Source organism: Vibrio sp. 1F279 (assembly GCF_041439815.1).
Classification (GTDB): Bacteria; Pseudomonadota; Gammaproteobacteria; order Enterobacterales; family Vibrionaceae; genus Vibrio; species Vibrio tasmaniensis_A.
On record NZ_JBGOOU010000010.1, the window covers coordinates 98,000 to 123,053 of the forward strand.

The following is a 25,054-nucleotide window of genomic DNA, read 5'->3' on the forward strand; positions in this document are numbered from 1 at the left end:
GCATGGCCTTTTTATCTGAGTATAATCCTCCGCAATTTGTCTTAAGAGAGCAAAAAATGAACCGCAATTTTTTCGCACACGATTGTCAGCCAATACGCCTTAGAACGGCGTTGGTGTCATTTTTATTTTGCTCTATTGATCATTTCGAAGCCTCCTATTTTTAGGGGGCTTTTTTTTGTCCGCAATTTGACTGTATGCATAGAAAAAGGAAGACCCGTTATGGCGCATTCGTTATTTAACAAGCACATCATCTCCATTCCAGAGCTATCTCGTGATGAACTGGAGCTTATCGTCGATACTGCAGCAAGACTCAAAGCAGAACCAAACCCTGAGCTGCTGAAAAATAAAGTCGTTGCGAGCTGCTTCTTTGAGCCTTCAACTCGAACTCGCCTCTCATTTGAAACCGCAGTTCAACGCCTTGGCGGCACAGTCATCGGCTTTGATAATGGCGGCAACACATCGCTGGCGAAAAAAGGCGAAACACTTGCCGATTCCGTTCAAGTGATTTCATCTTACGTGGATGCCTTTGTGATGCGTCACCCACAAGAAGGCGCGGCGCGCTTAGCGTCTGAATTTTCTAACGGTGTGCCAATTGTGAATGGTGGCGACGGTGCAAACCAACACCCAACGCAAACCTTATTGGATCTGTTCTCGATTTACGAAACGCAAGGCACGCTCGATAACCTCAATGTGGCTTTCGTCGGCGACCTAAAATATGGCCGTACCGTACACTCTTTGACGCAAGCACTATCAAAATTCAATAACGTGCGTTTCTTCTTTATCGCGCCAGAAGTGTTAGCGATGCCTGATTACATCTGTGAAGAATTGGAAGAGATGGGCATCCAATACAGCACCCACAGCAGCATTGAAGAAGTGGTGCCTGAACTGGATGTCCTGTACATGACTCGCGTACAGAAAGAGCGCTTTGATGCGTCAGAATACGCGCACATGAAGTCGGCTTACATTCTAACGGCCGATACCTTGAAAGATGCACGCCAGAACATGAAGGTGCTTCACCCATTACCACGCGTCGATGAAATCACAACCGACGTAGATAAAACGCCACACGCTTACTACTTTGAACAAGCTGAAAACGGTGTATACGCTCGCGAAGCCCTATTGGCCCTAGTTCTTAACGACACTTTATAAGCAGGAGAAACAGTCATGGTTAAACAAACTCAGCTACAAGTAGAAGCGATCCGTAACGGCAGCGTGATTGACCACATCCCTGCTCATCTTGGTATCAAAATCCTCAAACTGTTTAAGCTACACAAAACAGAACAACGCATCACCATGGGGTTGAATCTGCCATCATCTGCGCTTGGTCATAAAGATCTGATCAAGATTGAGAACATCTTTCTGACCAAGGAACAAGCCAACCAATTGGCTCTGTATGCGCCGCAAGCGACGGTAAATCAGATTGAAGAGTACAAGGTGGTTAATAAGCTAACATTAGTACTGCCAGACCAAATCAACAGTGTGTACTCTTGCCCGAATAGCAACTGTATTTCGCACGGTGAACCCGTTGAAAGTAGCTTTAAAGTGCAGCTAAAACACGAAAACGTCCAACTAAAATGTCACTATTGTGAAAAAGTATTCTCTCGCGAGATCATGAGTGAAATCCGCTAGCCCTTAGCACTCTTACCTTCGTAAAAGAAACCGCTCAAACTACATGGATATTTATTCCTAACCCGGAATAAATATCCACTTACCTAAAGAATAAAATTCCACAAAAAAAGCAAATAACCAGAATTTTGTTTGGTGATCACCTTCAAAAAGATAACTATTCTTTAGTGGTAGACTGGATGAATAGAAGATCATACATCACGCATACCCTTCCTATTTATTTCGGGATTCATCGGTAAGCCCTAATTAACAATCGTACTCTACGGCTTTGGGAGTGCGTTCTGCGCTATGGACAAGCGATACCCACACGTTGGCTTTAAGGAGTTGTTCATGAACCAAATCACTGAGCACGGTTGCTTGTATTCAGCTGAAGATAAAACACTGACCGCAGCGTGCAAACGCTTACTACAACAGCAAAGCTTCTCGACCCAGAACCAGCTGCGAGAGAAACTCGTCGACATTGGTTATACAGGCATTAGCCAGTCGACTGTGTCTCGTATTTTGTCACAACTCGGTGTTGTCAAAATCCAGAACGCCTGTGGCAAAAAGGTTTACTGCATCACCGTAGAAAGCGCACCGGTACGTGTCGATGCGTCAATCTCATCACAAATCGAATTAATTACTCACAACCAAGCAATGGTGATCGTAAAAACAAACCCTGGTTGCGCACAGTTGGTCGCAAGATTGGTTGATATCGACCCACATACCGAGATTATCGGTACGGTTGGCGGCAATGACACGGTGTTAATTATTCCGAAAGACACCACGAATATAGATGCTTGCGAACAAGTAGTAAGAGCACGCTTAGGAGTGGCTTAAATGTCTTATTGGCAAAAGCTGACAACTCATGTTGAGCGACTGACACTCTCTCGACTGCCCCAGAAAATAGCCCACCCGCCTTAGGGGATATTTGTTTACCGATGAAACTAATCACAAACTATTACGGTCTGATTGAGTTAAGATACCTTCAACTCCATTTTGATGACTAAATAGTATGCGACGACTTGCCACATTACTTTTTGTTTGTGTTTCCCTGTTCACCCAGCCTGCGTGGGCGCTTTTTGGAAACGACAACGCCGAGCCAAGCTTCGGAGGCAATAACAACGGTTTTGTCCCTGTAGACCAAGCTTTCCCTTTCAATTACTACCAGCAAGACGGCAAGGTCCTTCTCGACTGGCAAGTAAAAGAGGGCTACTACCTCTATCAACATAGCCTCTCGTTCACTGGCCAAAATCTCACTATCGGCAATGTTGAAATGGAAAATGGCCAACCACACCAAGATGAATTCTTCGGTGAGGTGAGCATTTATACTCAGCCGTTATTCGTGCAAGTTCCTCTACAGAGTTACCAAGATGGCTCACAGCTGATCGTTAAGTATCAAGGCTGTGCAGATGCTGGTTTCTGTTACCCACCAGAGATCCGAGTAATCGACATTGAACCGTTTACTGCGACGAGTTCTGGGGATATGAAAAGCAGTGATGTGCAAAACAGTGGTGCTTTACAAGGTTCTTCTGATGCAGCTGGTGAAGCTGACAATTCAGTACAAGCCTCTTCTCCTACCGCTGACGCAGCAAGCAATACCACTCAACAAACCAATGCTCCCGTTTCAAAAGAAGCAGGCTTAGCCGATAAGCTGGGTGACAGTTGGTGGACGCCATTATTATTCCTCGCACTCGGTGTTGGCTTGGCCTTTACGCCGTGTGTCCTGCCTATGTATCCGATTCTAACGGGTATTGTGCTAGGTGGCGGTAAGCTCAGCCAAGGTCGTGCGCTGATGCTGTCCTTCATCTACGTGCAAGGCATGGCGCTGACCTACACCTTATTAGGTTTAGTGGTTGCTTCAGCTGGCATGCAGTTCCAAGCTGCGATGCAACACCCTTACGTATTAATCGCGCTGAGTGTTCTGTTCGTGACGTTGGCGATGTCGATGTTCGGCGTTTATAACCTACAACTGCCAAGCAGTATCCAAACTTGGCTTAATAACCAAAGCAACAAACAACAAGGTGGTAATACCTTGGGCGTGTTCGCAATGGGCGCTATCTCTGGCTTGGTGTGTTCACCTTGTACCACAGCGCCACTGTCAGGCGCGTTATTGTATGTGGCTCAAAGTGGCGACCTATTAACCGGAGCGATCGCTCTGTATGCGTTAGCGATGGGTATGGGTATTCCGCTGATTTTGGTTGCGGTGTTTGGTAATAAGCTACTACCAAAAGCAGGCAGCTGGATGGACAAGGTGAAGATCGTATTCGGCTTTATCTTGCTGGCAGCGCCTATCTTCCTGCTAGAGCGAATTATTCCTGAATTGTGGGCAACGGTACTTTGGTCTGGTCTTGGGTTCATCGCCTTTGGTTGGCTTTACCACAGCAAGAATGCACTGCCATTCGGTGGTTGGAAACAGAGCGCTGTAGGTATCATCGCGATGCTTGGCCTGTTCGCATCAGCTCAACCTGCACTCAATTACTGGTTCGCAGAAAAGAGCGTTGTGGTTGAGCAACAAATCCAATTTGCCCGCGTCAACACGGTTGAAGAGTTAGAAATCCAGCTCATCGAAGCCAAGAAACTCGGCAAACCAGTGATGCTCGATTTCTACGCCGATTGGTGTGTGGCATGTAAAGAGTTTGAGAAGTACACCTTCCACCAAGCAGATGTTGAGAACAAGCTTTCTGATTTCGTCCTGCTTCAGGCTGACGTAACGAGAAACATGCCTCAAGACATTGAACTGCTTAAACAATTGCAGGTACTCGGGTTGCCAACCATAGAGTTCTGGGATGGCGAGGGTAACCATGTTCCAAATGCTCGTGTGACGGGTTTTATGCCGGCAGATGTATTCTTAAAACACATGCAAGACCACCAGCTATAACGGCAATATTCACCGGAATATCCGCCTAAACGAAAGCCGTACCGCCCCTCAGTAACGAGATGGCAGTGCGGCTTTTTTGCTATTCAGAGTAACGCTTTCTTATTCCGGGGATAAAAGTCGATATGGTTCAGACTTTTCATGCATAGATATTGTCCACATACTCAATCAGGATGATAATAAATATTAACTAAATTGTTAAAAGTATGAACGTCATGGACTCGACCTATACCATCATCATTGCTGATGACCACCCTCTCTTTCGCAACGCCCTGTTTCAGTCAGTTCATATGGCTATCAGCGGTGCGAACCTGCTTGAGGCTGATTCTCTCGATGCCTTACTGACTCTACTAAAAAAAGAAGATGAACCCGACCTGTTGCTTCTCGACCTTAAAATGCCGGGAGCAAACGGGATGTCGGGCTTAATTCAACTGCGTGCTGAATATCCAGATTTACCGATTGTGGTGATCTCAGCCAGCGAGGATGCCAGCGTTGTCACTCAAGTGAAGAGCCACGGTGCCTTTGGCTTCATCCCTAAGTCGAGTGATATGCGTGAATTGGTCAGTGCACTGAATCAAGTGCTGAATGGCGACCCGTTCTTTCCTGAAGGGCTTATCACCAACAATGCAGCCTGTAGCGACCTTGCGGAAAAGCTTTCCACACTGACGCCTCAGCAATACAAGGTGTTAGGGATGCTTTCAGACGGCCTACTGAACAAGCAAATCGCCTATGAATTGAATGTTTCGGAAGCGACTATCAAGGCACATATGACAGCCATCTTCCGTAAACTGGATGTGAAAAACCGAACTCAAGCAGTTATCTTGCTACAAGAAGTCCACAACTAGGCTTCGCTTATATCCTCTTCTAAAGTCGTCTTTGGTAAACATAAACCCAACCTGACGACTTTATGATCATCTATCTCTGCAACCACCCAAGTAATGTCATGCCACACAAAACTATCGCCTAATACAGGGTGGGCACCAAGCTCTCGCTCAGCCAATTGTTTTAGCGTCATTTCTCGCTCTTCTTCCGAGCCCAGTTCAATGCCATAACAATCACTGACTGCTGCAACCGATAGTTCGACATCCAAGAAGAAATCACCAAAGAATCGAGCGGCCTCTTCAGCTAGAGGAGCCTCACTGAATAGCGCACTTAGGCTATCTAGGTCTTTATCTTGGCCAAGCACACAGAGAATATCGTTCGCCTCTAACACAGTGCTGCCCGATGGGTGAAGCAAAGCATCTTTTCTAAACAGCGCCGTAATTCGCGTCCCTTCAGGCATAGACAAACGCTTAAGCGGTTCACCAACACACCACTTTTCCTCTTTCAGCTTGTAGACAAACATCTCCCACTCACTGGTCGGATAAATCTCCATGCCGGTACGAGAAATCGGTGTCGGTGTCGGTGGTAAGGTCACCTGAGCCAACCTCGCAACTTTCATCAAGCTACCGCCCTGAACAATCAGCGAAACCATAACCACGAAGAAGGCGATGTTGAAGTAAAGTTGGGCATTTGGCAGGCCAGCCATCATCGGAAAAACCGCCAAAATGATCGGCACTGCACCACGTAAACCGACCCAAGAGACAAACCAGCGCTCCTTGGTGGTAAAGCTTCTGAACGGCAGCAAACCCAACCAAACCGACACTGGACGAGCAAACAAAATCATACCGAAAGCCAGTGCTAACGCAGGAAGTGCAATGTCCATTAAGGTCGATGGTGTCACCAATAAACCCAACACCAAGAACATCACGATCTGACTTAGCCACGTCATGCCATCAAGAACATTAAGGATAGAGTGTCGAGAACGCGTTGGACGATTACCAATGAACAGACCTACGAGGTAAATCGATAAGATGCCACTGCCACCAAGCATGTTAGAGAACGCAAACAGCGCCACGCCCCCGCTGAGCACCAGAATCGAGTAAAGGCCATCGGCCAGCTGCACTCGGTTAATTAGACTCCATAGAACCCAACCACCACCAATACCAACGAGGGTGCCGATACCAAACTGCATCGCGAAGCTTTTGAGTAGGAAGTTCATTCCCATCTCGGCGTCTGGGGTGCCGAGTAGCGCAATTAAAGTCACGGTCAGGAAGACCGCCATTGGGTCATTGGTACCGGATTCGATCTCTAGGGTTGAGCCAACGCGTTCATTGAGGCTCTGCCCTTTCAACAAAGAAAATACCGCAGCTGCATCGGTCGAACCGACAATCGCACCAACTAAGATACCCTGCATCAATGACAAGTCGAACAGCCAAGCCGCCATTAATCCGGTTAAGGTTGCTGTACATGCGACACCTATCGTCGCCAGCGAGAGCGACGGCCAGAAAGCGACCTTGAAACTCGCAACCTTGGTTCGCATACCGCCATCAAGCAAGATCACTGCAAGCGCAAGATTACTCACCAAGTAAGTGAGTGAGTAATCATCAAAATTAATGCCACCGGGTCCATCTTCACCGGCTAGCATGCCAACGAAAAGGAAGATCAAAAGAATCGGAACGCCCAATCGAGAGGACACTTGTGAGAAAAGTACACTGATGGCGATGAGTACGGCACCAGTCAAAAATAAGTGATTAATGGTTATTGCGTCCAATTCGTTCCCCCAAAGAATAAAACCCGAGCTTTAAGCCTGTTGATCTTCTGCCGTTAAGCAAGTCACGGCCGGTGAAAGCACCATAGTTACTATAACAAACTTATATTTCGCTTCGTGTCATATGCAGGACTAAATACCGTTTCTGAGTCATTTAGTTGTTAAATTTTATGACTCGCACTCTAATTCATCCCTTTTTGTTAGACCTTTGGCTAATTTAACATCATTGTAACATCACGTTTTTCTATGGTTCTGTCTTCTAGCTCCCATATTTCAGTACATTAGCGCTAATAGCGTCCCGACTAAAGTTGCACAGATCCCTTGACTTATCCTTGCTACATTCTAAATCGCAACATTACGTTAACACGCTATTTTACAAAACGGTTTCACAAAAACGGTTTCTACGAAAACGGAATTAAAGGAGAAGGCAATGGCGTTCGAATCTACGGAACATGCTCAAGCCTACTGGAAGGAAAACTTGGGAATAATGGGAACACTACTCGCAGTCTGGTTTGTGGTGTCTTATGGCGCTGGCATCTTATTTGTGGATGTCCTAAATACCATTCAATTTGGCGGATTTAAGCTAGGTTTTTGGTTCGCTCAACAAGGTTCAATTTATACCTTCGTGGCGTTGATATTTATTTACGTTGTTCGCATGAATAAGCTGGACAAAAAATACAACGTACAGGAAGACTAGAGGCTAGAACATGGATATTCAAACTTGGACGTTTATTCTCGTCGGTATTACTTTCGCAGTCTATATCGGCATCGCAATCTGGGCTCGCGCTGGAACAACGAGTGAATTCTACGTTGCTGGCGGCGGCGTACACCCAGTAGCAAACGGCATGGCAACAGCCGCTGACTGGATGTCGGCAGCATCATTCATCTCAATGGCAGGTATCATCTCATTCGTTGGTTACGACGGTGCGGTTTACCTAATGGGTTGGACAGGTGGTTATGTACTACTTGCGCTATGTTTAGCACCTTACCTACGTAAGTTCGGTCAGTTTACGGTTCCTGATTTCATCGGTGAACGTTACTACTCGAAAACAGCACGTATGGTAGCGGTATTCTGTGCAATCTTCGTATCATTTACGTACGTTGCAGGCCAGATGCGTGGTGTTGGCGTTGTATTCTCTCGTTTCCTAGAAGTTGATATTAACCTAGGCATCATCATTGGTATGGGTATTGTGTTCTTCTACGCAGTGCTTGGTGGTATGAAAGGCATCACTTATACGCAGGTAGCTCAATTCTGTGTCCTCATTTTCGCCTTCCTTGTTCCAGCAATCTTTACCTCAATCATGATGACAGGTAACCCACTTCCACAAGTTGGTATGGGCTCGACTCTATCAGGTACAGATGTATACCTACTTGATAAACTGGATGGACTAACCGAAGAGCTCGGATTTACCGCCTATACCGAAGGTAACAAGAGCATGGTAGATGTATTCTTCATCTGTGCAGCTCTAATGGTAGGTACTGCCGGTCTTCCACACGTAATCATTCGTTTCTTCACGGTACCAAAAGTACGTGATGCTCGTATCTCAGCGGGTTGGGCACTACTGTTCATCTCATTGCTATACACAACAGCGCCAGGCGTTGCAGCCTTCGCTCGTGTAAATATGATCGAAACGATTAATGGCCCAGACATGCAAGGTGTCGCAGCAGCAGAAGCACCAAGCTGGTACAAAAACTGGGAAAGCACTGGCCTAGTTGGTTGGGAAGATAAGAACGGCGATGGCAAAATGTTCTACTCGGGCGACGAACGCAACGAAATGAAGATTAACCGTGACATCATCGTACTGGCTTCTCCAGAACTAGCAAAACTACCAAACTGGGTTGTCGCACTGCTTGCAGCTGGTGGCTTAGCCGCAGCACTATCAACAGCCGCGGGTCTGCTATTGGTAATCTCAACGTCGATTTCACATGACTTGTTGAAGAAAGGCTTTAGACCAAACATGACCGACAAGCAGGAGCTGTTAGCCGCTCGTTTAGCTGCCATGATCGCGATTGTAGGTGCAGGTTACTTGGGTATTAACCCACCAGGCTTTGTAGCACAGGTAGTAGCGTTTGCCTTCGGCTTAGCCGCAGCATCCTTCTTCCCAGCGATCATCCTAGGTATCTTCTACAAGAAGATGAACAAGGAAGGCGCAATTGCAGGTATGTTGTCAGGTATTGCCTTCACAGCAAGCTACATCATCTACTTCAAGTTCATTAACCCAGCAGCAAGCACACCGGAAAACTGGTGGTTTGGTATCAGCCCAGAAGGCATCGGTACGCTAGGTATGTGTCTAAACTTCGTAGTATCAATTGCAGTGAACAAAGTGACCGCTGAAGTTCCTGAAGATGTACAAGAGATGGTTGAGAACATTCGTTACCCGAAAGGTGCTGGTGAAGCTCACGACCACTAAGCACTACCACGAAACAAAGATGTTTAGCAAAAATGAATCAGTACTTACATTGTAGGGATTAGGTACTGACTCCAGAAAGCCGATACTTCATGTATCGGCTTTTTCTTTTCCTACTCACTTTATAAAAAGAGAAACAAAGGGTTGTTTTTAAAATCTCATTTGATAATAATTATCATTAACACTCATTGATGAGATGCAGATGATGAAAGAGCAGCAGGTTCTTTATTCGAGGTTTTACAAAGCACAGGATCGCTTTGCTTCATTAGAACAAGTTCAAGGCCATGAACCGTTTGTGATTCGAGAGTATATCGAGTGCGCACTCACGCTTTCTGCTTACTATGAAAAGCATGCCGCCCAAGAAAATATCTTGTTGTGCGAGCTGTATCTGCGCCAAGTTTTCTTCCATTTGATTGAAGCGATTGAGTCTCCAGAACGCAGTTTCGCCTTTCGTCATATCTGCCTAGACTCTATTCACTCACCACTATTTTATTTGAAACGCCACTACTGCCAGCAGCCTCAAGGCCAAGCGCGTTTTTTGAATCTCAGCCAAACACTACAACAAGTCCAAGCCCCACTTGGCTAACAAGGATAGAAGATGACCCTACAATTTCGGATAGAAAAAGACAGCATGGGCGAAGTGAAAGTTCCTGCCGATGCGCTATACCAAGCTCAAACTCAACGTGCCGCTGATAACTTCGCGTTTAGTTCACACAAGATGCCAGCCAGTTTCATTCAAGCACTGGCGCTGATTAAGCAGGCCGCCGCCGATACCAACGCTCAGTTAGGTTTATTAGAAGGTGATATTGCCAACGCGATAGCCGAAGCTAGCCAAGAGATCATTGAGGGTAAACACCTCGAGCAATTCCCTATTGATGTTTACCAAACCGGTTCTGGTACAAGCTCCAACATGAATGCCAACGAAGTGATTGCGACACTCGCTTCAAGAAGCCTGCAAGGAGACGTGAACCCGAATGATCACGTAAACATGGGGCAAAGCAGTAACGATGTCGTGCCGACAGCAATCCAAGTCAGTGTCGCTTTGATGGCAGAAAATAAGCTGTTGCCTGCACTTACCCACCTTTTTGCGGCGCTTACCGTAAAACAGCATGAACTTGCTGAGGTAGTCAAAACTGGCCGTACCCATCTAATGGATGCAATGCCGATTACCTTTGCTCAAGAGCTTGGTGGTTGGAAATTTCAGATTGAACATGCCAAGCAAGCGATAGAAAGCAGCTTGCCAGCAGTCAAGGCGCTTGCTCAAGGTGGTACAGCGGTAGGTACGGGGATTAATGCCGACCCACGCTTTGCCGATAAGTTTGCAAGTAACCTGTCTCAATCGACAAAGATCAGTTTTACCTCGAGTGAAAACTTCTTTTTTAACCTCAGTAGCCAAGACGCGATCGTTGCACTGTCAGGTCAGCTTAAAACTGCAGCAGTTGCGATCATGAAGATCTCAAACGATCTTCGCTGGATGAATTCAGGGCCGTTGGCTGGCTTAGGGGAAATTGAGTTGCAGGCTCTACAGCCGGGTTCATCGATCATGCCTGGCAAAGTGAACCCTGTAATTCCAGAAGCAGCTGCAATGGCGGCAGCACAAGTGATTGGCAATGACACCACCATTACGATTGCAGGCCAATCGGGTAACTTCCAATTGAATGTGATGCTGCCCGTTATTGCTCATAACGTATTAGAAAGCATAGAGTTGTTAGCAAACAGTTCAGTCGCACTGGCTGATAAAGCGATTTCTACCTTCACGGTACGCCAAGACAACCTCGATTTGGCACTGTCAAAGAATCCAATTCTGGTGACCGCACTTAACCCTGTGATTGGCTACCTAAAAGCGGCTGATATTGCCAAGAAAGCCTACAAAGAGGGCTTACCGATTCTTGATGTGGCCGAACGAGAAACGGATCTTAGCCGAGAAGAACTCAGCAAGCTGCTTGATCCAAGCACGCTGACGCAGGGCGGTATTGCGGGCTAGTTAGTTAAAAAGCGAATAGGCATTAACGATCCTTACTGAAACAAAAAAGGCCTCATCCGAGGCCTTTTTTACATCCGTTCATTAATTAGGAATTCGAGCTGATTATTCCTAATTAACTCACCCGATTCAGTACCGCTCTGAGTTTTAGCGGCTTGACGGGTTTAGCGATAAAGCTGAAGCTATTGGCTTTTATTGCTGCCAACATGTCATCGGTTCTATCTGCACTGATAATGACCCCTTCAAAAGAATCTCCAAGACGTAAACGGCATTGTTGCAACACTTCGAGACCCGTTCGGCCATTATCGAGGCGATAATCAGAGAAAATCACATCCGGCTGCCAATCATCATCGAGACACTTCAAACTTTCGACTAAGTCGACGGCGGTCTTAACCTCACAGCCCCAACGACCAATCAAGTTCTCCATGCCGACTAAAATCTCGCGCTCATTATCGACACACAGTATTTTCAGATGTTCGATGTCACTGGTCGCCATTGGCGTCGAAGCTTGTACAACCGGAGCCACCTGCTCTGCTCTCGCTAAGGTGATGGAAAAGACGCTACCTTCTCCCGGCCATGAACGCATCGATATTTGATGACCAAGCACATGAGCAATCCCTTTCGAAATCGCCAACCCTAATCCCAACCCCTGATCGGCTCGTACTTGGCTACCTCGCGTAAACTCTTCGAAGATCTCTTGTTGCTTGTCTTCATCGATACCGGTTCCGTTATCCCACACATCAATTCGTACCTGATCATTCACTCGTCTCGCACCGAGGACCACTTTCCCTTCAGGGTTATAGCGAAACGCATTCGTTAAAAAGTTCTGAATCACTCGTCTTAATAACTTAGGGTCAGAGTGAATAAACAGTGACGATGGAATCATCTGAAACTGTATTTTTTGCTGTGTCGCTAAAGCGCTAAATTCTGCATTCAGGTTGGTCAGTACATCATGCACGGCAATCGCGTGAATGTTGGTTTCTAATTTTCCTGACTCCAATCGCGAGATATCAAGCAGGTCGCCAATCAGATCTTCAGCCGCACCCAACGCACTTTCGATATGAGAAGAAAGCTGCTTCTCCTCTTGTTCTTTTGCGACCTCAGATAGCGAAGAAGCAAACAAGCGAGCAGCATTTAATGGCTGCATCAAATCGTGACTAACAGCCGCAAGAAAACGACTCTTAGATTGTGATTCTTGGTCAGATATTTGCGTCGCCTTTACCAAACGATGGTTAAGCTTCTCGAGCTCTTGAGTTCGTTCATGGACTCTCGATTCCAAGCTTTCATTAGCATCTTTTAGCGCTTGCTCTGCTTGTCTGAAAACCGTGATATCGGTAAAGCTCATGACGAAGCCACCACTTGGCATTGGGTTACCTTGCACCTCAATCACTCGACCATCCGGACGAATACGAGATGAGGTGTGTCGCGTGCCTTGCTCAAGGTGATAAACACGGCGTCGAACGTGATCTTCTGGGTCGCCTGGGCCACACAAACCTTGCTCAGCATTGTGACGAATTACATCTGAAATGGGTCGACCCACCTGAATCAAGCCTGCAGGGAACTCAAACAGTTCTAAGTAACGTTGATTCCACGCCACCAGCCTCATTTGTTTGTCAATTACGGCAATGCCTTGACCAATATGTTCAATCGCACCTTGCAGTAAACCACGGCTGAAATCGTACAGTTCAGAGGCTTCATCAACGATGGTCGCCACTTCCTCAAGCTGCATATTTCTGCCCTGCAAGACCGAAGTAAGTACTAACTTAGCTGAAGATGCACCGAATACACCAGCGAGCACACGTTCTGCATGTCGAATCAGGCTTGCGGGCGCTTGTTGGTTAGGAAGTAGCGGCTGCCCGTGCTGTTGCCAATAACTCTGTAAGGCACTTTTCGCACGCTTACGCCCCACAAAACGAGACGCCAGCATTTCTAATTCAGCGACCGTCACACGGCTCTGATAGAGGCTGATGTTCTCATTTTCTGGTAATGGTGTGCCAATAAAAGCAGCCGATTGTAAACGCTCACTTAGGCTTGGTCTGGTCACCATCGAAACCACGGCATAACACAAAGTATTCAGTAAAATACTCAGCACAATCCCCCAGTTTGAACTGCTGATCTCCCAACTGTTGAGCAACTCTGGTGGCGTGATAATCCACAGTAAAAGGTTACTTTCACTATCGCCCGCCAGCATACTGGTTTGGCTCATCAGGGTGATCAGCCAAATCAACGAGCCCACCATTAAGCCGACATAAACCCCCTTCCGGTTGCCCGGACGCCAGTACAAACCACCAATAAGTGCTGGCGCGAATTGAGCAATCGCCGCAAAGGAAAGAAAGCCAATCGCCGACAGTGAGTGAATGGTATCGAGCGCTTGATAGAACAGCCAAGCACCCAGTAACAGCAGTAAAATCAACCCGCGTCGAATCACCAGCAACATGCCAGAAAAATGTCGATGGGTTCTTTGAGTTAGGCGCATACGGCGCAGCAGCAATGGCATCACTAAATCATTCGATACCATGATCGCTAATGCGATGGTCGAGACAATCACCATGCCACTCGCCGCCGAAGTACCTCCGAGGAAAGCTAACAAAGCAATGTGATTCGCACCTTCTGCCATTGGTACACTGATCACGTAAGTATCAGCCGGCATGTCGGTGAGCAGCCCTTGTCCTGCCCAAGCAATTGGCAGCACAAACAGGCCCATCAAAATCAAATAAAGAGGAAACAACCAGCGAGCGGTATGCAAATCTTGAGGACGTTCGTTCTCAACCACCATGGTGTGGAATTGACGCGGCAGACAGACAATCGCCAACATGGTCAAAACGGTATGAATAATTAAGGTCGGAATATTAGGCGATTCGTAGGTGGAAGCCGCCACATCAAACAAGTCAATTTTGTCACTGCTCATCGCCAGGTAGATAATAAACAGGCCAACAATCAAGAATGCTGCAAGCTTAACGATAGATTCAAACGCCACCGCCATCATCATGCCACGGTGATGTTCTGTGTTATCAATGTGTCTTGTACCAAACAGCATGGTAAAAATGGCCAAAGCACCGACCACAAACCAAGACACGTGATAATCCTGATAGCCGAAATCAGACGCTAGGTTTGGCGCAACAATATCTAGCCCCATCGTAATACCACGCAGCTGTAGCGCGATATAAGGAAGAATACCGACCACGGCAATCACGGTGACGGCAACAGCCAAGCCCTGAGATTTTCCATAACGAGCCGCGATAAAGTCGGCAATTGAAGTGATGTGTTCACGCTTTGCAATCAGGATCAACCGCGCCAAGATCCGCCACCCGAGTGTAAAGACCAGAATGGGGGCGAGATAGATGGGTAAAAAGGACCATGGGTTATTGCTCGCCTGTCCGACCGTTCCATAGAAAGTCCAAGAGGTACAATACACGGCAATCGAAAGGCTATAGATCCATGGGCGCCAACGCGATAGCCAACGAACCTGCCTGTCTCCATACCAAGCGATCAGAAATAACACGCCCAAATAGGCTAAAGAGACTGGAATTACTATCCATCCTTGCATTAAAAACCCTTTTTCATCCATAAAAAAACCTCTCCATAAGGGAGAGGTTTCATTTAACTAAGGATGGGTCATTAACTCAATCGAATCGCTTAAATTCTGTGCTTCAGACTCTAATTATCAGCATTTGCTGTTAGATTCTAATTGTTCCGAACCTGACTGATTAATCTCAACCACTGAACTTCTCTCGTCCAACTTAATGAACAGAGCAAGAGCCCCCATCGCGGCCATACCCCAGAAGATGTTTGCCCCCCAAAGCTCATAGCCCCAACCACTTAAGGTCGTCATTAGTGCGATAACAGCTCCCAATGGGATCGCATTATACAGAGCTTGCAGCGCGACCATTTTATTCTGTTCTTCTGATTGAATGTATTGAATGTATTGAATGGCTGCGATGTGCGCCATAGCAAACGTCACACCATGCAGCATTTGCACCATAACCAAGGCGAAAATTGCCGTTGTTGATGCGGTAATCCCCCAACGAGCCATCACACCGATTGCAGCTACCACGAACAGAGTACGCATTGACCAGCCAGAGAATAAGCGCTTACTGAGAGCAAACACAGCCACCTCAGCAACAACGCCTAGGCTCCATAAATAACCAATAATCGCTTCTGAGTGACCGGCTTCTTTCCAGTAAATCGCACTAAAACTGTAGTAAGCCGCATGGCTACCTTGCAGCAACGCCATCAAGGCCAAAAATTTAACCACAGACGACTCACGCAGTAACTCACCTAATTTTGGTCGCACTGCTTGTTTCTCAGATTGCGTTACTGGCATCACGTTAGGGTTTCTCATCGCCAACACTAACGACAACAGCACACCAACAAGCGCTGTATACAAAATCATATCAGTGCCAAACTGTGCGACTAAATAACCCACCACGGTTGAACCCGCAATAAAAGCAATCGAACCCCATAAACGAGTGCGTCCATAGTCAAGCATCTTAAGACGACTGTAATGGTTAGCCATTGCGTCAGAAAGAGGGATAACCGGCCCACAACACAGGTTAAACAATACTGTTGCCAACAGCATCAATAGAAAACTGCCTCCAGTGAAGAAGTGGAAACCAACAAATAACAATGAGGCGAAGCTCAACCAGCGCAGAGCGGGCAAAAGATTCTCTACGTTATGGATGCGCGGCGTAATCACAAGGTTAGCAACACAGCGAGTCGCAAAACCAATACCAATCAATACACCGATGTCTCCTGCAGAAACGCCTTGGTCTTCAAACCACAACGCCCAAAATGGCAAGTACACACCATACGCAAAAAAGAAACCAAGAAAATACTGAGATATCCATCCGTAAGGAGAGGGGCTAAACATAAATAACCTATGAAAGTGTGCGGAAAAAGGCGGCTCCAATTATGCCTATCTAGAGTAGGATGAAAAAGGGAATTATTACTGGGATAGCATTCCTATATTCAATTAGCCTAGATATCACTTATCACCAAGCTATATCACGTTCATCGATATCTAGTCTGCATTTAGACTAAAGTCGTCTGGAGCTTCGCTGGTATTTTGTCAGACTGATTAAAGACTCCCACTTCTTGTGATGCTTATGCCTGAAAAATTTAATATGCAGCACCCACCCTTCGATAGCCTGTCCGATACGGAACAATTGAAGCTTCGCTCTTCATTAGACGTGGTGTATTACCGCTCTCAAGAAGTGATACTGGAAGCAGATAGGCCGAGCAGACACCTGCATATCCTGATCAAAGGAGCCGTTGAAGAGCGCGCGAGCAGTGATGGTGAGATTTACGCACATTACGCCAATGACGATATTTTTGATGTGCGCAGCCAGTTTGAACCTCACACCAAACATCAATATATCGCACTCGAAGACACCTTGAGCTACCTACTGCCTACCGATGTTTTTCTCGATCTTTATCACGCCAATGGTCAATTTGCCGCCTACTTTGATAGTAACCTGTCGACACGGAAAGCTCTGATAGAGGCCGCTCAGCAGCAACAAAACCTTGCCGAGTTTATATTGACCAAAGTGGATGACTCTATCTATCACCCACCACTGATTCTTGATCCTGGGCAACCCATCAACCAAGTGACTCAAATCCTAAAAGAGCAAGGCTTAGACTCGGCGCTGGTGCATTTAGACGACAAAGGCATAAAAGATTTTGGTTCAGGCTCCTTACCGTATGGGATCGTCACACGAACCAATTTATTGCACGCTGTAATGCTCGATAACTTCCCACAGGACGCGCCCGTTGGCGAGATTGCAACATTTCCGGTGATGCACGTAAACCAAGGTGATTTCTTATTTAATGCCATGATTACCATGACCAGAAACCGGGTAAAAAGGTTGATGGTTTGTGACGGTCTAAATGCTGTCGGCATGGTGGATATGACACAAATCCTCAGTGCATTCTCCACTCACTCCCACGTTCTCACTTTGCGTATTGCGCGCGCCACCAGCGTTGAAGAATTGGCAATGGCCTCTAACAAACAGCGTCAACTGGTCGAGAGCTTGCTCAGTAATGGGATTCGCACACGCTTTATCATGGAACTGATTTCTGCGGTCAACGAACAGATCATAGAGAAGGCTTTTGAGTTGGTGATCCCACCGGCACTGCATAATCATTGCTGCCTCATCGTGTTGGGTTCCGAAGGCCGTGGAGAACAAATTCTCAAAACCGATCAAGACAACGCGCTGATTATTCAAGATGGTTTAGAGTGGCATCAATGCCAGAGTGCTATGAACGACCTCACTCACACATTGCAGCAATTGGGCTATCCACTCTGCCCCGGCAACGTGATGGTCAACAACCCCAAATGGGTGCATTCAGAACAAGAGTGGAAACAAACCCTCACCCGTTGGGTAAAAAAAGCCACGCCAGATACCGTGATGGATATCGCGATCATGGCGGATGCACACGCCGTTGCGGGTAATAGAGAGTTATTAAAACCCGTAAAGCAGCACCTAAGTGATTTGATGCTCGGACAAGAATTGATTCTGACTGAATTCTGCCGACCTGCTCTGAACTTCTCAGTACCCCTCACCCTGTTTGGCAATGTTAAACAATCCAAGTCAGGGCTCGATATCAAACAAGGCGGTATTTTCCCTATCGTGCATGGTGTGAGGGCACTCTGTCTTGAGCATGGTGTCACGGTAAACAATACCTTCGAACGCATTGAACAACTGGTTAGCAAGAAAGTGCTTGAGCAAAGTACTGCCGATAATCTCAGTGAAGCACTCAAGCAATTCTTTAAGTGGCGCTTAGCCCAAAGGCTTTCTCAACAGCACAGCAGCAACAAGATTAACGTTAAACTGATGGAGCGAGCAGACAGGGATCTGCTTCGTCATAGCCTGCACGTAGTGAAGAAATTCAAGCAATGGCTCGGCTACCATTATCAGATACGGGATTAGGCGATTGAACGATGAATAGGTTGGTTCGCTATTACTGGCATCATAAACTCAAAGGCTCTACTTATCAGCCTCTGTTTACTGCGCCTGCTAATCACGAATACGTATCTCTCGATTGTGAAACCACCAGCCTCGACCCCAATCAGGCAGAATTAGTCACCATTGCCGCAACCAAGATCATCGGCAACCGAATCATTACCAGCCAACCTTTTGAAGTCCGATTGCGCGCCCCTCAATCGCTCGATTGCAATTCAATAAAAATCCACCGTATTCGCCATCAAGATCTAAAGCACGGCATCGAAGAAAAACAGGCTTTAATCGAGCTACTGAACTTCATTGGAAATCGTCCTTTAGTCGGCTATCACATCCGCTATGATAAAAAAATCCTCGATCGCGCCTGTTTAAAACAGCTTGGATTTCCACTGCCTAACCGATTAGTCGAAGTAAGCCAACTTTATCAAGACAAGCTCGAAAGGCAGCTGCCCAATGCCTATTTTGATCTCAGTATGGACGCCATCTGTCGCCAGCTCGATTTACCTATCCCCGTCAATAAACATGATGCATTACAAGACGCTATCTCCGCAGCCCTGATCTTTGTTCGCCTGAAACATGGTGATCTGCCCCGTTTCAACTCTTCTTATTCTTAATTCAACCACTGGCGCTTCACATAGAGAGCAACATCTCAAAAATGAACTTAACTCGCTATTTTGTAAGTGAAAAGCAGCGTCTCATCCTAAAGTCTAATTGTGGAAATCGCCGTCCTAGTCGAGAGTGATAACACAAAGATGGTTCTGTAATAGACCTAGAAACTGAACACAAAGGAAGTTGCCAGTTCATTAGGAATGTAGGCACAAGGAGAGATGCAATGAGTGAAGCCCACGTTTATCCGGTAAAAGAAAATATTAAATCAACCACACACGCGGATAATGACACTTACCTAGCCATGTACCAGCAATCTGTTTCTGACCCTGAAGGCTTTTGGGGTGAACACGGAAAAATCGTTGATTGGATTAAACCTTTCACACAGGTAAAAAATACCTCTTTCGACCCTGGCCACATTGATATTCGCTGGTTTGAAGATGGCACGCTTAACGTTTCGGCTAACTGTATCGACCGCCACCTTGCTGAACGCGGCGATGAAGTCGCTATTATCTGGGAAGGCGATGACCCGGCGGATGACAAAACTCTAACTTTTAATGAACTACACAAAGAAGTGTGCCTGTTTTCGAATGCTCTGAAAGAGCAAGGCGTGCGCAAAGGTGATGTGGTTTGTTTATACATGCCAATGGTTCCAGAAGCTGCGGTTGCGATGCTGGCGTGTACCCGTATCGGGGCGGTTCACACAGTGGTATTTGGCGGTTTCTCACCAGAAGCACTGTCTGGTCGTATTATCGATTCAAATTCTAAAGTCGTTATCACTGCCGATGAAGGCGTGCGTGGCGGCCGTGCGGTTCCACTGAAGAAAAATGTCGATGAAGCACTGACGAATCCTGAAGTGAAGAACATCGAAAAGGTTGTAGTATTCAAACGTACTGGCGGCGATGTTGCATGGCACGAACACCGCGATGTGTGGTGGCACGATGCTATTGCTAATGTATCTGCAGATTGTCCTCCAGAAGAGATGAACGCAGAAGACCCACTATTCATCCTTTATACGTCAGGTTCAACAGGCAAACCTAAGGGTGTTATGCACACCACCGGTGGTTACCTTGTTTATGCAGCAATGACCTTCAAATACGTATTCGATTACCAAGAAGGCGAAACTTTCTGGTGTACAGCCGATGTGGGTTGGATTACCGGTCACACATACCTTGTTTACGGACCGCTTGCCAATGGTGCAAAAACCATTCTGTTTGAAGGCGTGCCGAACTACCCGAACACAAGCCGCATGAGTGAAGTGGTCGATAAGCACCAAGTTAATATTCTTTATACGGCGCCAACAGCTATTCGTGCATTGATGGCGAAAGGCAATGAAGCCGTTGAAGGCACGTCTCGTGACAGCCTAAGAATCATGGGCTCAGTGGGTGAACCTATCAACCCAGAGGCGTGGGAGTGGTACTACAAAACAATCGGTAATGAGCAGTCTCCAATTGTTGATACATGGTGGCAAACAGAAACGGGTGGTATCTTAATCGCACCACTACCGGGGGCAACCGATCTAAAACCGGGCTCAGCGACGCGTCCATTCTTCGGTGTGCAACCGGCGCTGGTTGATAACATGGGTAACATCATTGAGGGTGCAACAGACGGCAACCTAGTGATTCTTGACTCTTGGCCAGGCCAGATGCGTACCGTTCACGGCGATCATGACCGTTTCGAACAAACTTACTTCTCGACCTTTAAAGGCATGTACTTCACCAGTGATGGTGCTCGTCGTGATGAAGACGGTTACTACTGGATTACTGGCCGTGTTGATGACGTTCTGAACGTATCAGGCCACCGTATGGGTACCGCTGAGATTGAATCGGCTCTAGTCGCATTTGATAAGATCGCAGAGGCTGCGATTGTAGGTATCCCTCATGATATTAAAGGCCAAGCGATTTACGCTTACATCACGTTGAATGATGGTGAATTTCCGACCGCAGAGCTTCATAAAGAAGTGAAAGACTGGGTACGCAAAGAGATAGGCCCAATCGCAACGCCAGATGTACTGCACTGGACCGACTCATTACCAAAAACTCGTTCAGGTAAAATCATGCGTCGTATCCTGCGTAAGATTGCCACTGGCGATACTGGCAACCTAGGCGATACGTCGACACTGGCAGACCCAAGCGTGGTCGATAAGCTGATTGCAGAGAAAGCGGAACTGGCATAAGCAACCCGTCACATTACGTAATTACTGTTTAAAACAGCGCCTTTCTAAACCGTCACCTATGTGGCGGTTTTTTTATGGCTGATCTTGATCTCAAATATCCTCGACAAAATTAAGGCTAAGGCGCTTTTTTGTTAAGTTGGTAACAATCTCACACTCTCTCAATAGGAGATTAGACCAGTAAATTGCTGCGATTTGCGCTGAATTAGCTATAATCTGGTTCTAATTTTTAAATTTGGGTTTTTCTTACTGGAAATTATCCCCAAATTTTCAATAAAATGGCAACATTCACGTTCGTAAACACGATAAAGGAAGATAGCCCCACAATGTCTACAAAGTTTCGCATTCTAGTTTTAAATGGACCAAACCTTAATCTGTTAGGCCTTAGAGAACCTGCACACTACGGTTCTCAAACACTTGACCAGATTATTAGCTCATTGACCGAGCAAGCGAAAACACACGATGTTGAGCTATCTCACTTACAGTCAAATCGTGAGTATGAGCTGATTGAAGCTATCCATAGTGCTTATCAAAATGTTGATTTCATTATCATCAACCCAGCGGCCTTTACACATACCAGTGTGGCGTTGCGTGATGCACTACTTGGTGTTGCTATCCCATTTATTGAGGTTCACCTATCGAATGTTCACGCACGTGAACCATTCCGTCACCACTCTTACCTGTCTGATAAAGCAGAAGGTGTGATTTGTGGCTTAGGTGCCCAAGGTTATCAATTTGCTTTGACAGCTGCGCTCAACAAGCTCAACGCAAAGTAAATAAAAACAACGAACTATTACTAACCTACTCAGTCAAAGAGTAAGTTCAATCAACAGATAAAGAGAAAGAAACAATGGATATTCGCAAAATCAAGAAGCTAATCGAATTGGTTGAAGAGTCTGGTATTTCTGAGCTAGAGATCTCTGAAGGTGAAGAGTCAGTACGAATCAGTCGTAACAGCCCTGTATCTGCAGCGCCTATTCAATATGCAGCAGCTCCAGCTCCTGTAGCAGCAGCACCTGCGGCGGCACCTGTAGCTGCAGAAGCGGCAGCTCCTGCGGTTCCTGCTGGTCACCAAGTTCTTTCTCCAATGGTTGGTACTTTCTACGGCGCTCCAAGCCCAGATGCAAAACCGTTCGTTAAAGTTGGTCAATCTGTAACTGCTGGCGAAACACTATGTATCGTTGAAGCGATGAAAATGATGAACCAAATCGAAGCTGATAAATCTGGTGTTGTAACGGCTATCCTAGTTGAAGACGGTCAACCAGTAGAATTCGACCAAGCTCTAGTAATTATCGAATAATAGAGAGCACTCATTATGTTAGATAAATTAGTAATCGCGAACCGTGGTGAAATTGCACTGCGTATTCTGCGAGCATGTAAAGAGCTTGGCATCAAAACGGTAGCAGTTCACTCAACCGCTGACCGCGATCTTAAGCACGTACTGCTTGCTGACGAAACAATTTGTATCGGTCCAGCTCGTGGTATCGATAGCTACCTGAACATCCCTCGTATCATCAGCGCTGCTGAAGTAACGGGTGCAGTTGCTATTCACCCAGGCTACGGCTTCCTATCTGAAAATGCAGACTTTGCAGAACAGGTAGAGCGCAGTGGTTTTATCTTCGTTGGCCCTAAAGCTGAAACCATTCGCATGATGGGTGACAAAGTGTCAGCTATCACGTCAATGAAAAAAGCGGGTGTACCTTGTGTACCAGGTTCTGACGGCCCTCTTGACGACGACGAAGCGAAAAACAAAGCGCACGCTAAGCGCATTGGTTTCCCTGTAATCATCAAGGCTTCTGGCGGCGGCGGCGGTCGTGGTATGCGTGTTGTTCGTACTGAAAAAGAACTAACAGAAGCTATCGCAATGACTCGTGCTGAAGCAAAAGCATGTTTCAATAACGACATGGTTTACATGGAAAAATTCCTAGAAAACCCACGTCACATTGAAGTACAAGTGCTTGCAGATGGTCAAGGTAATGCTATCCACCTAGGTGAGCGTGACTGTTCAATGCAGCGTCGTCACCAGAAAGTTGTGGAAGAAGCACCAGCACCAGGTATCACTGAAGAAATGCGTAAATACATTGGCGACCGTTGTACTCGTGCATGTCTTGAGATTGGTTACCGCGGCGCAGGTACATTTGAATTCCTATACGAGAACGGTGAGTTCTACTTCATTGAAATGAACACTCGTATCCAGGTTGAGCACACGATTACTGAAATGGTAACGGGTATCGATCTAGTGAAAGAGCAACTTCGCATTGCTGCTGGTCAGCCTCTATCATTCACACAGGATGATATTAAGCTGCGCGGCCACTCAATCGAATGTCGTATCAATGCGGAAGATCCGGTTCGTTTCCTACCTTCTCCGGGTAAGATCACGCGCTTCCACGCTCCAGGCGGCATGGGTGTACGTTGGGAATCTCACATCTACACGGGCTACACAGTGCCACCGCATTACGATTCAATGATCGGCAAGCTGATCACTTACGGTGAGAACCGTGATGTTGCTATCGCTCGTATGAAGAACGCATTGGGTGAAATGATTGTTGAAGGTATTAACGTTAATACTGAGCTTCAACTGTCTATTATGAACGACGAAAACTTCCAACACGGTGGGGCAAACATCCACTACCTTGAGAAGAAGCTTGGTCTACAATAGAAGCTAGCCTTCCGTAATTCGTTCTCTGTAGAACAGTAATAAATGCTCACTTCGGTGAGCATTTTTGTTTGTAAATACTCGCAATAATCAATTCATCATCCCCATTATATTCCGTGGGGTTTTGGTGAATTTGCTCATATTTTCTGCTAGACTCGCCATCCAATTTTTCTCATATAGAAGATGCAGCCATGCCTTGGATTCAAATCAAGCTTAATGCTACCAATGAAAATGCCGAACAAATCGGCGACATGTTAATGGAAGAGACTGGTGCTCTTTCTGTAACTTTCCTGGATGCACAAGATACCCCTGTATTTGAGCCTCTGCCGGGCGAAACTCGCCTTTGGGGTGATACTGACATTCTCGCGCTTTACGACGCTGAGACTGACACTGGTGTCGTTCTAGCGCAGATTAAAGCAAGCAACATGTTCCCTGCAGACTTTGCTCACAAAGTAGAGCAAATTGAAGACAAGGATTGGGAACGTGAATGGATGGACAACTTCCACCCAATGAAGTTTGGTGAGCGTTTATGGATCTGCCCTAGCTGGCGCGATATCCCTGAACCTGACGCTGTAAACGTAATGCTGGATCCCGGTCTTGCATTCGGTACCGGTACTCACCCAACAACAGCATTGTGTCTTGAGTGGCTTGAAGGCCTAGACCTGACAGGTAAAACCGTGATCGACTTCGGTTGTGGTTCTGGCATTCTTGCGATCGCTGCGATCAAACTTGGCGCGGCAAAAGTTGTCGGGATCGACATTGATCCTCAAGCTCTGCTTGCATCAAAAGACAATGCACAACGCAATGGTGTTGCTGAGCAACTAGAGGTGTTCTTGCCACAAGATCAACCGGAAGGTTTGCTCGCTGACGTTGTTGTTGCCAACATTCTTGCCGGTCCATTACGCGACCTTTCTGGCATCATTAAAGGTCTAGTAAAGCCAAATGGTGTACTAGCAATGTCGGGTGTTTTAGATACACAAGCGGAAGATGTTGCAACTTATTATCGTGATGAGCTTCACATTGATCCGATCATTGAACAACAAGAATGGTGTCGAATCTCTGGTCGCAAGCAAGGCTAGGTAAGACTTTGGGTGCTAATTGATTGAAATTTAAACGAATTACAAAAACAAATTGTAAATGCTCAAATATTAGTCTTTTCACGCAGCGAAAAAATGCGTAAAATGCGCGCCCTTGCTGG

General features: G+C 46.5%; 19 protein-coding genes. 16 read left to right on the forward strand and 3 right to left on the reverse strand.

Features of this window, described 5'->3' with window-relative positions:
* Positions 1-219: 219 nt before the first annotated feature.
* The 5 genes from pyrB (at position 220) to ACED60_RS10005 (ending at position 5,328) form a co-directional block, all read left to right on the forward strand.
* The gene (gene pyrB / locus ACED60_RS09985) at positions 220-1,149 is read left to right on the forward strand and encodes an aspartate carbamoyltransferase (protein WP_004729720.1); all 930 of its coding nucleotides are present in this window, start codon (positions 220-222) and stop codon (positions 1,147-1,149) included.
* 15 nt (positions 1,150-1,164) lie between these two features.
* Positions 1,165-1,629, forward strand: a complete 465-nt coding sequence (gene pyrI, locus ACED60_RS09990) for an aspartate carbamoyltransferase regulatory subunit (protein WP_009844706.1) — start codon at positions 1,165-1,167, stop codon at positions 1,627-1,629.
* Positions 1,630-1,956: 327 nt separating this feature from the next.
* A complete protein-coding gene (locus ACED60_RS09995; protein ID WP_009844705.1) occupies positions 1,957-2,445 on the forward strand; it encodes an arginine repressor in 489 nt (162 codons plus the stop codon).
* Between the two features lie 175 nt (positions 2,446-2,620).
* The gene (locus ACED60_RS10000; RefSeq protein ID WP_371727425.1) at positions 2,621-4,486 is read left to right on the forward strand and encodes a protein-disulfide reductase DsbD; all 1,866 of its coding nucleotides are present in this window, start codon (positions 2,621-2,623) and stop codon (positions 4,484-4,486) included.
* 212 nt (positions 4,487-4,698) lie between these two features.
* Positions 4,699-5,328 (forward strand): response regulator transcription factor, encoded by a 630-nt coding sequence (locus tag ACED60_RS10005; RefSeq protein WP_012604978.1) that lies wholly within the window; start codon positions 4,699-4,701, stop codon positions 5,326-5,328.
* On the opposite strand, the gene ACED60_RS10010 is transcribed toward ACED60_RS10005, so the two are convergent.
* Complete coding sequence (locus ACED60_RS10010; protein WP_371727426.1) at positions 5,325-7,076, reverse strand: potassium/proton antiporter; 1,752 nt, start codon at positions 7,074-7,076, stop codon at positions 5,325-5,327. The two genes, ACED60_RS10005 and ACED60_RS10010, sit on opposite strands and share 4 nt — an antisense overlap.
* 427 nt (positions 7,077-7,503) lie before the next feature.
* Here ACED60_RS10010 and ACED60_RS10015 point away from each other — a divergent pair, with 427 nt between their 5' ends.
* The 4 genes from ACED60_RS10015 (at position 7,504) to ACED60_RS10030 (ending at position 11,465) form a co-directional block, all read left to right on the forward strand.
* Entirely contained in the window at positions 7,504-7,770 is a 267-nt protein-coding gene (locus tag ACED60_RS10015; protein WP_009844701.1) for a DUF4212 domain-containing protein, read from the forward strand.
* 10 nt (positions 7,771-7,780) lie between these two features.
* On the forward strand, positions 7,781-9,484 hold the full coding sequence (locus tag ACED60_RS10020; protein WP_009844700.1) for a sodium:solute symporter family protein: 1,704 nt from the start codon (positions 7,781-7,783) through the stop codon (positions 9,482-9,484).
* A gap of 199 nt (positions 9,485-9,683) precedes the next feature.
* Positions 9,684-10,067, forward strand: a complete 384-nt coding sequence (locus tag ACED60_RS10025) for a hypothetical protein (protein ID WP_009844699.1) — start codon at positions 9,684-9,686, stop codon at positions 10,065-10,067.
* 12 nt (positions 10,068-10,079) lie between these two features.
* Positions 10,080-11,465 carry a lyase family protein gene (locus ACED60_RS10030; protein ID WP_032554988.1) on the forward strand — a complete coding sequence of 462 codons (1,386 nt, stop codon included), beginning with the start codon at positions 10,080-10,082 and terminating at the stop codon, positions 11,463-11,465.
* Between the two features lie 112 nt (positions 11,466-11,577).
* On the opposite strand, the gene ACED60_RS10035 is transcribed toward ACED60_RS10030, so the two are convergent.
* Positions 11,578-15,009, reverse strand: a complete 3,432-nt coding sequence (locus ACED60_RS10035) for a PAS-domain containing protein (protein ID WP_371727427.1) — start codon at positions 15,007-15,009, stop codon at positions 11,578-11,580.
* 117 nt (positions 15,010-15,126) lie between these two features.
* Positions 15,127-16,332, reverse strand: coding sequence for a 3-phenylpropionate MFS transporter (locus tag ACED60_RS10040; RefSeq protein ID WP_371727428.1), 1,206 nt, complete (start codon positions 16,330-16,332; stop codon positions 15,127-15,129).
* A 229-nt stretch (positions 16,333-16,561) separates the two neighbouring features.
* On the opposite strand from ACED60_RS10040, the gene ACED60_RS10045 reads away from it, so the two are divergent.
* From ACED60_RS10045 to prmA, 7 genes are all read left to right on the forward strand, one after another.
* A complete protein-coding gene (locus tag ACED60_RS10045) occupies positions 16,562-18,391 on the forward strand; it encodes a DUF294 nucleotidyltransferase-like domain-containing protein (protein WP_371727436.1) in 1,830 nt (609 codons plus the stop codon).
* An 11-nt stretch (positions 18,392-18,402) separates the two neighbouring features.
* On the forward strand, positions 18,403-19,035 hold the full coding sequence (locus ACED60_RS10050; RefSeq protein WP_009844694.1) for a 3'-5' exonuclease: 633 nt from the start codon (positions 18,403-18,405) through the stop codon (positions 19,033-19,035).
* A 218-nt stretch (positions 19,036-19,253) separates the two neighbouring features.
* Positions 19,254-21,203, forward strand: coding sequence for an acetate--CoA ligase (gene acs, locus ACED60_RS10055; RefSeq protein WP_009844693.1), 1,950 nt, complete (start codon positions 19,254-19,256; stop codon positions 21,201-21,203).
* 323 nt (positions 21,204-21,526) lie between these two features.
* Positions 21,527-21,976 carry a type II 3-dehydroquinate dehydratase gene (aroQ, locus tag ACED60_RS10060; protein WP_009844692.1) on the forward strand — a complete coding sequence of 150 codons (450 nt, stop codon included), beginning with the start codon at positions 21,527-21,529 and terminating at the stop codon, positions 21,974-21,976.
* 74 nt (positions 21,977-22,050) lie between these two features.
* Positions 22,051-22,500, forward strand: coding sequence for an acetyl-CoA carboxylase biotin carboxyl carrier protein (accB, locus tag ACED60_RS10065; protein ID WP_017083823.1), 450 nt, complete (start codon positions 22,051-22,053; stop codon positions 22,498-22,500).
* 15 nt (positions 22,501-22,515) lie between these two features.
* Positions 22,516-23,859 (forward strand): acetyl-CoA carboxylase biotin carboxylase subunit, encoded by a 1,344-nt coding sequence (gene accC / locus ACED60_RS10070; protein WP_009844691.1) that lies wholly within the window; start codon positions 22,516-22,518, stop codon positions 23,857-23,859.
* Between the two features lie 188 nt (positions 23,860-24,047).
* On the forward strand, positions 24,048-24,935 hold the full coding sequence (gene prmA / locus ACED60_RS10075) for a 50S ribosomal protein L11 methyltransferase (protein WP_012604987.1): 888 nt from the start codon (positions 24,048-24,050) through the stop codon (positions 24,933-24,935).
* Positions 24,936-25,054: the final 119 nt, after the last annotated feature.

What these genes read in the sequence shown, in the direction of transcription:
- pyrB (WP_004729720.1), top strand. Translation starts at nt 220, where the DNA reads ATGGCGCATTCGTTATTTAACAAGCACATCATCTCCATTCCAGAGCTA.
- pyrI (WP_009844706.1), top strand. Translation starts at nt 1,165, where the DNA reads ATGGTTAAACAAACTCAGCTACAAGTAGAAGCGATCCGTAACGGCAGC.
- ACED60_RS09995 (WP_009844705.1), top strand. Translation starts at nt 1,957, where the DNA reads ATGAACCAAATCACTGAGCACGGTTGCTTGTATTCAGCTGAAGATAAA.
- ACED60_RS10000 (WP_371727425.1), top strand. Translation starts at nt 2,621, where the DNA reads ATGCGACGACTTGCCACATTACTTTTTGTTTGTGTTTCCCTGTTCACC.
- ACED60_RS10005 (WP_012604978.1), top strand. Translation starts at nt 4,699, where the DNA reads ATGGACTCGACCTATACCATCATCATTGCTGATGACCACCCTCTCTTT.
- ACED60_RS10015 (WP_009844701.1), top strand. Translation starts at nt 7,504, where the DNA reads ATGGCGTTCGAATCTACGGAACATGCTCAAGCCTACTGGAAGGAAAAC.
- ACED60_RS10020 (WP_009844700.1), top strand. Translation starts at nt 7,781, where the DNA reads ATGGATATTCAAACTTGGACGTTTATTCTCGTCGGTATTACTTTCGCA.
- ACED60_RS10025 (WP_009844699.1), top strand. Translation starts at nt 9,684, where the DNA reads ATGATGAAAGAGCAGCAGGTTCTTTATTCGAGGTTTTACAAAGCACAG.
- ACED60_RS10030 (WP_032554988.1), top strand. Translation starts at nt 10,080, where the DNA reads ATGACCCTACAATTTCGGATAGAAAAAGACAGCATGGGCGAAGTGAAA.
- ACED60_RS10035 (WP_371727427.1), bottom strand. Translation starts at nt 15,009, where the DNA reads ATGCAAGGATGGATAGTAATTCCAGTCTCTTTAGCCTATTTGGGCGTG.
- ACED60_RS10040 (WP_371727428.1), bottom strand. Translation starts at nt 16,332, where the DNA reads ATGTTTAGCCCCTCTCCTTACGGATGGATATCTCAGTATTTTCTTGGT.
- ACED60_RS10045 (WP_371727436.1), top strand. Translation starts at nt 16,562, where the DNA reads ATGCTTATGCCTGAAAAATTTAATATGCAGCACCCACCCTTCGATAGC.
- ACED60_RS10050 (WP_009844694.1), top strand. Translation starts at nt 18,403, where the DNA reads ATGAATAGGTTGGTTCGCTATTACTGGCATCATAAACTCAAAGGCTCT.
- acs (WP_009844693.1), top strand. Translation starts at nt 19,254, where the DNA reads ATGAGTGAAGCCCACGTTTATCCGGTAAAAGAAAATATTAAATCAACC.
- aroQ (WP_009844692.1), top strand. Translation starts at nt 21,527, where the DNA reads ATGTCTACAAAGTTTCGCATTCTAGTTTTAAATGGACCAAACCTTAAT.
- accB (WP_017083823.1), top strand. Translation starts at nt 22,051, where the DNA reads ATGGATATTCGCAAAATCAAGAAGCTAATCGAATTGGTTGAAGAGTCT.
- accC (WP_009844691.1), top strand. Translation starts at nt 22,516, where the DNA reads ATGTTAGATAAATTAGTAATCGCGAACCGTGGTGAAATTGCACTGCGT.
- prmA (WP_012604987.1), top strand. Translation starts at nt 24,048, where the DNA reads ATGCCTTGGATTCAAATCAAGCTTAATGCTACCAATGAAAATGCCGAA.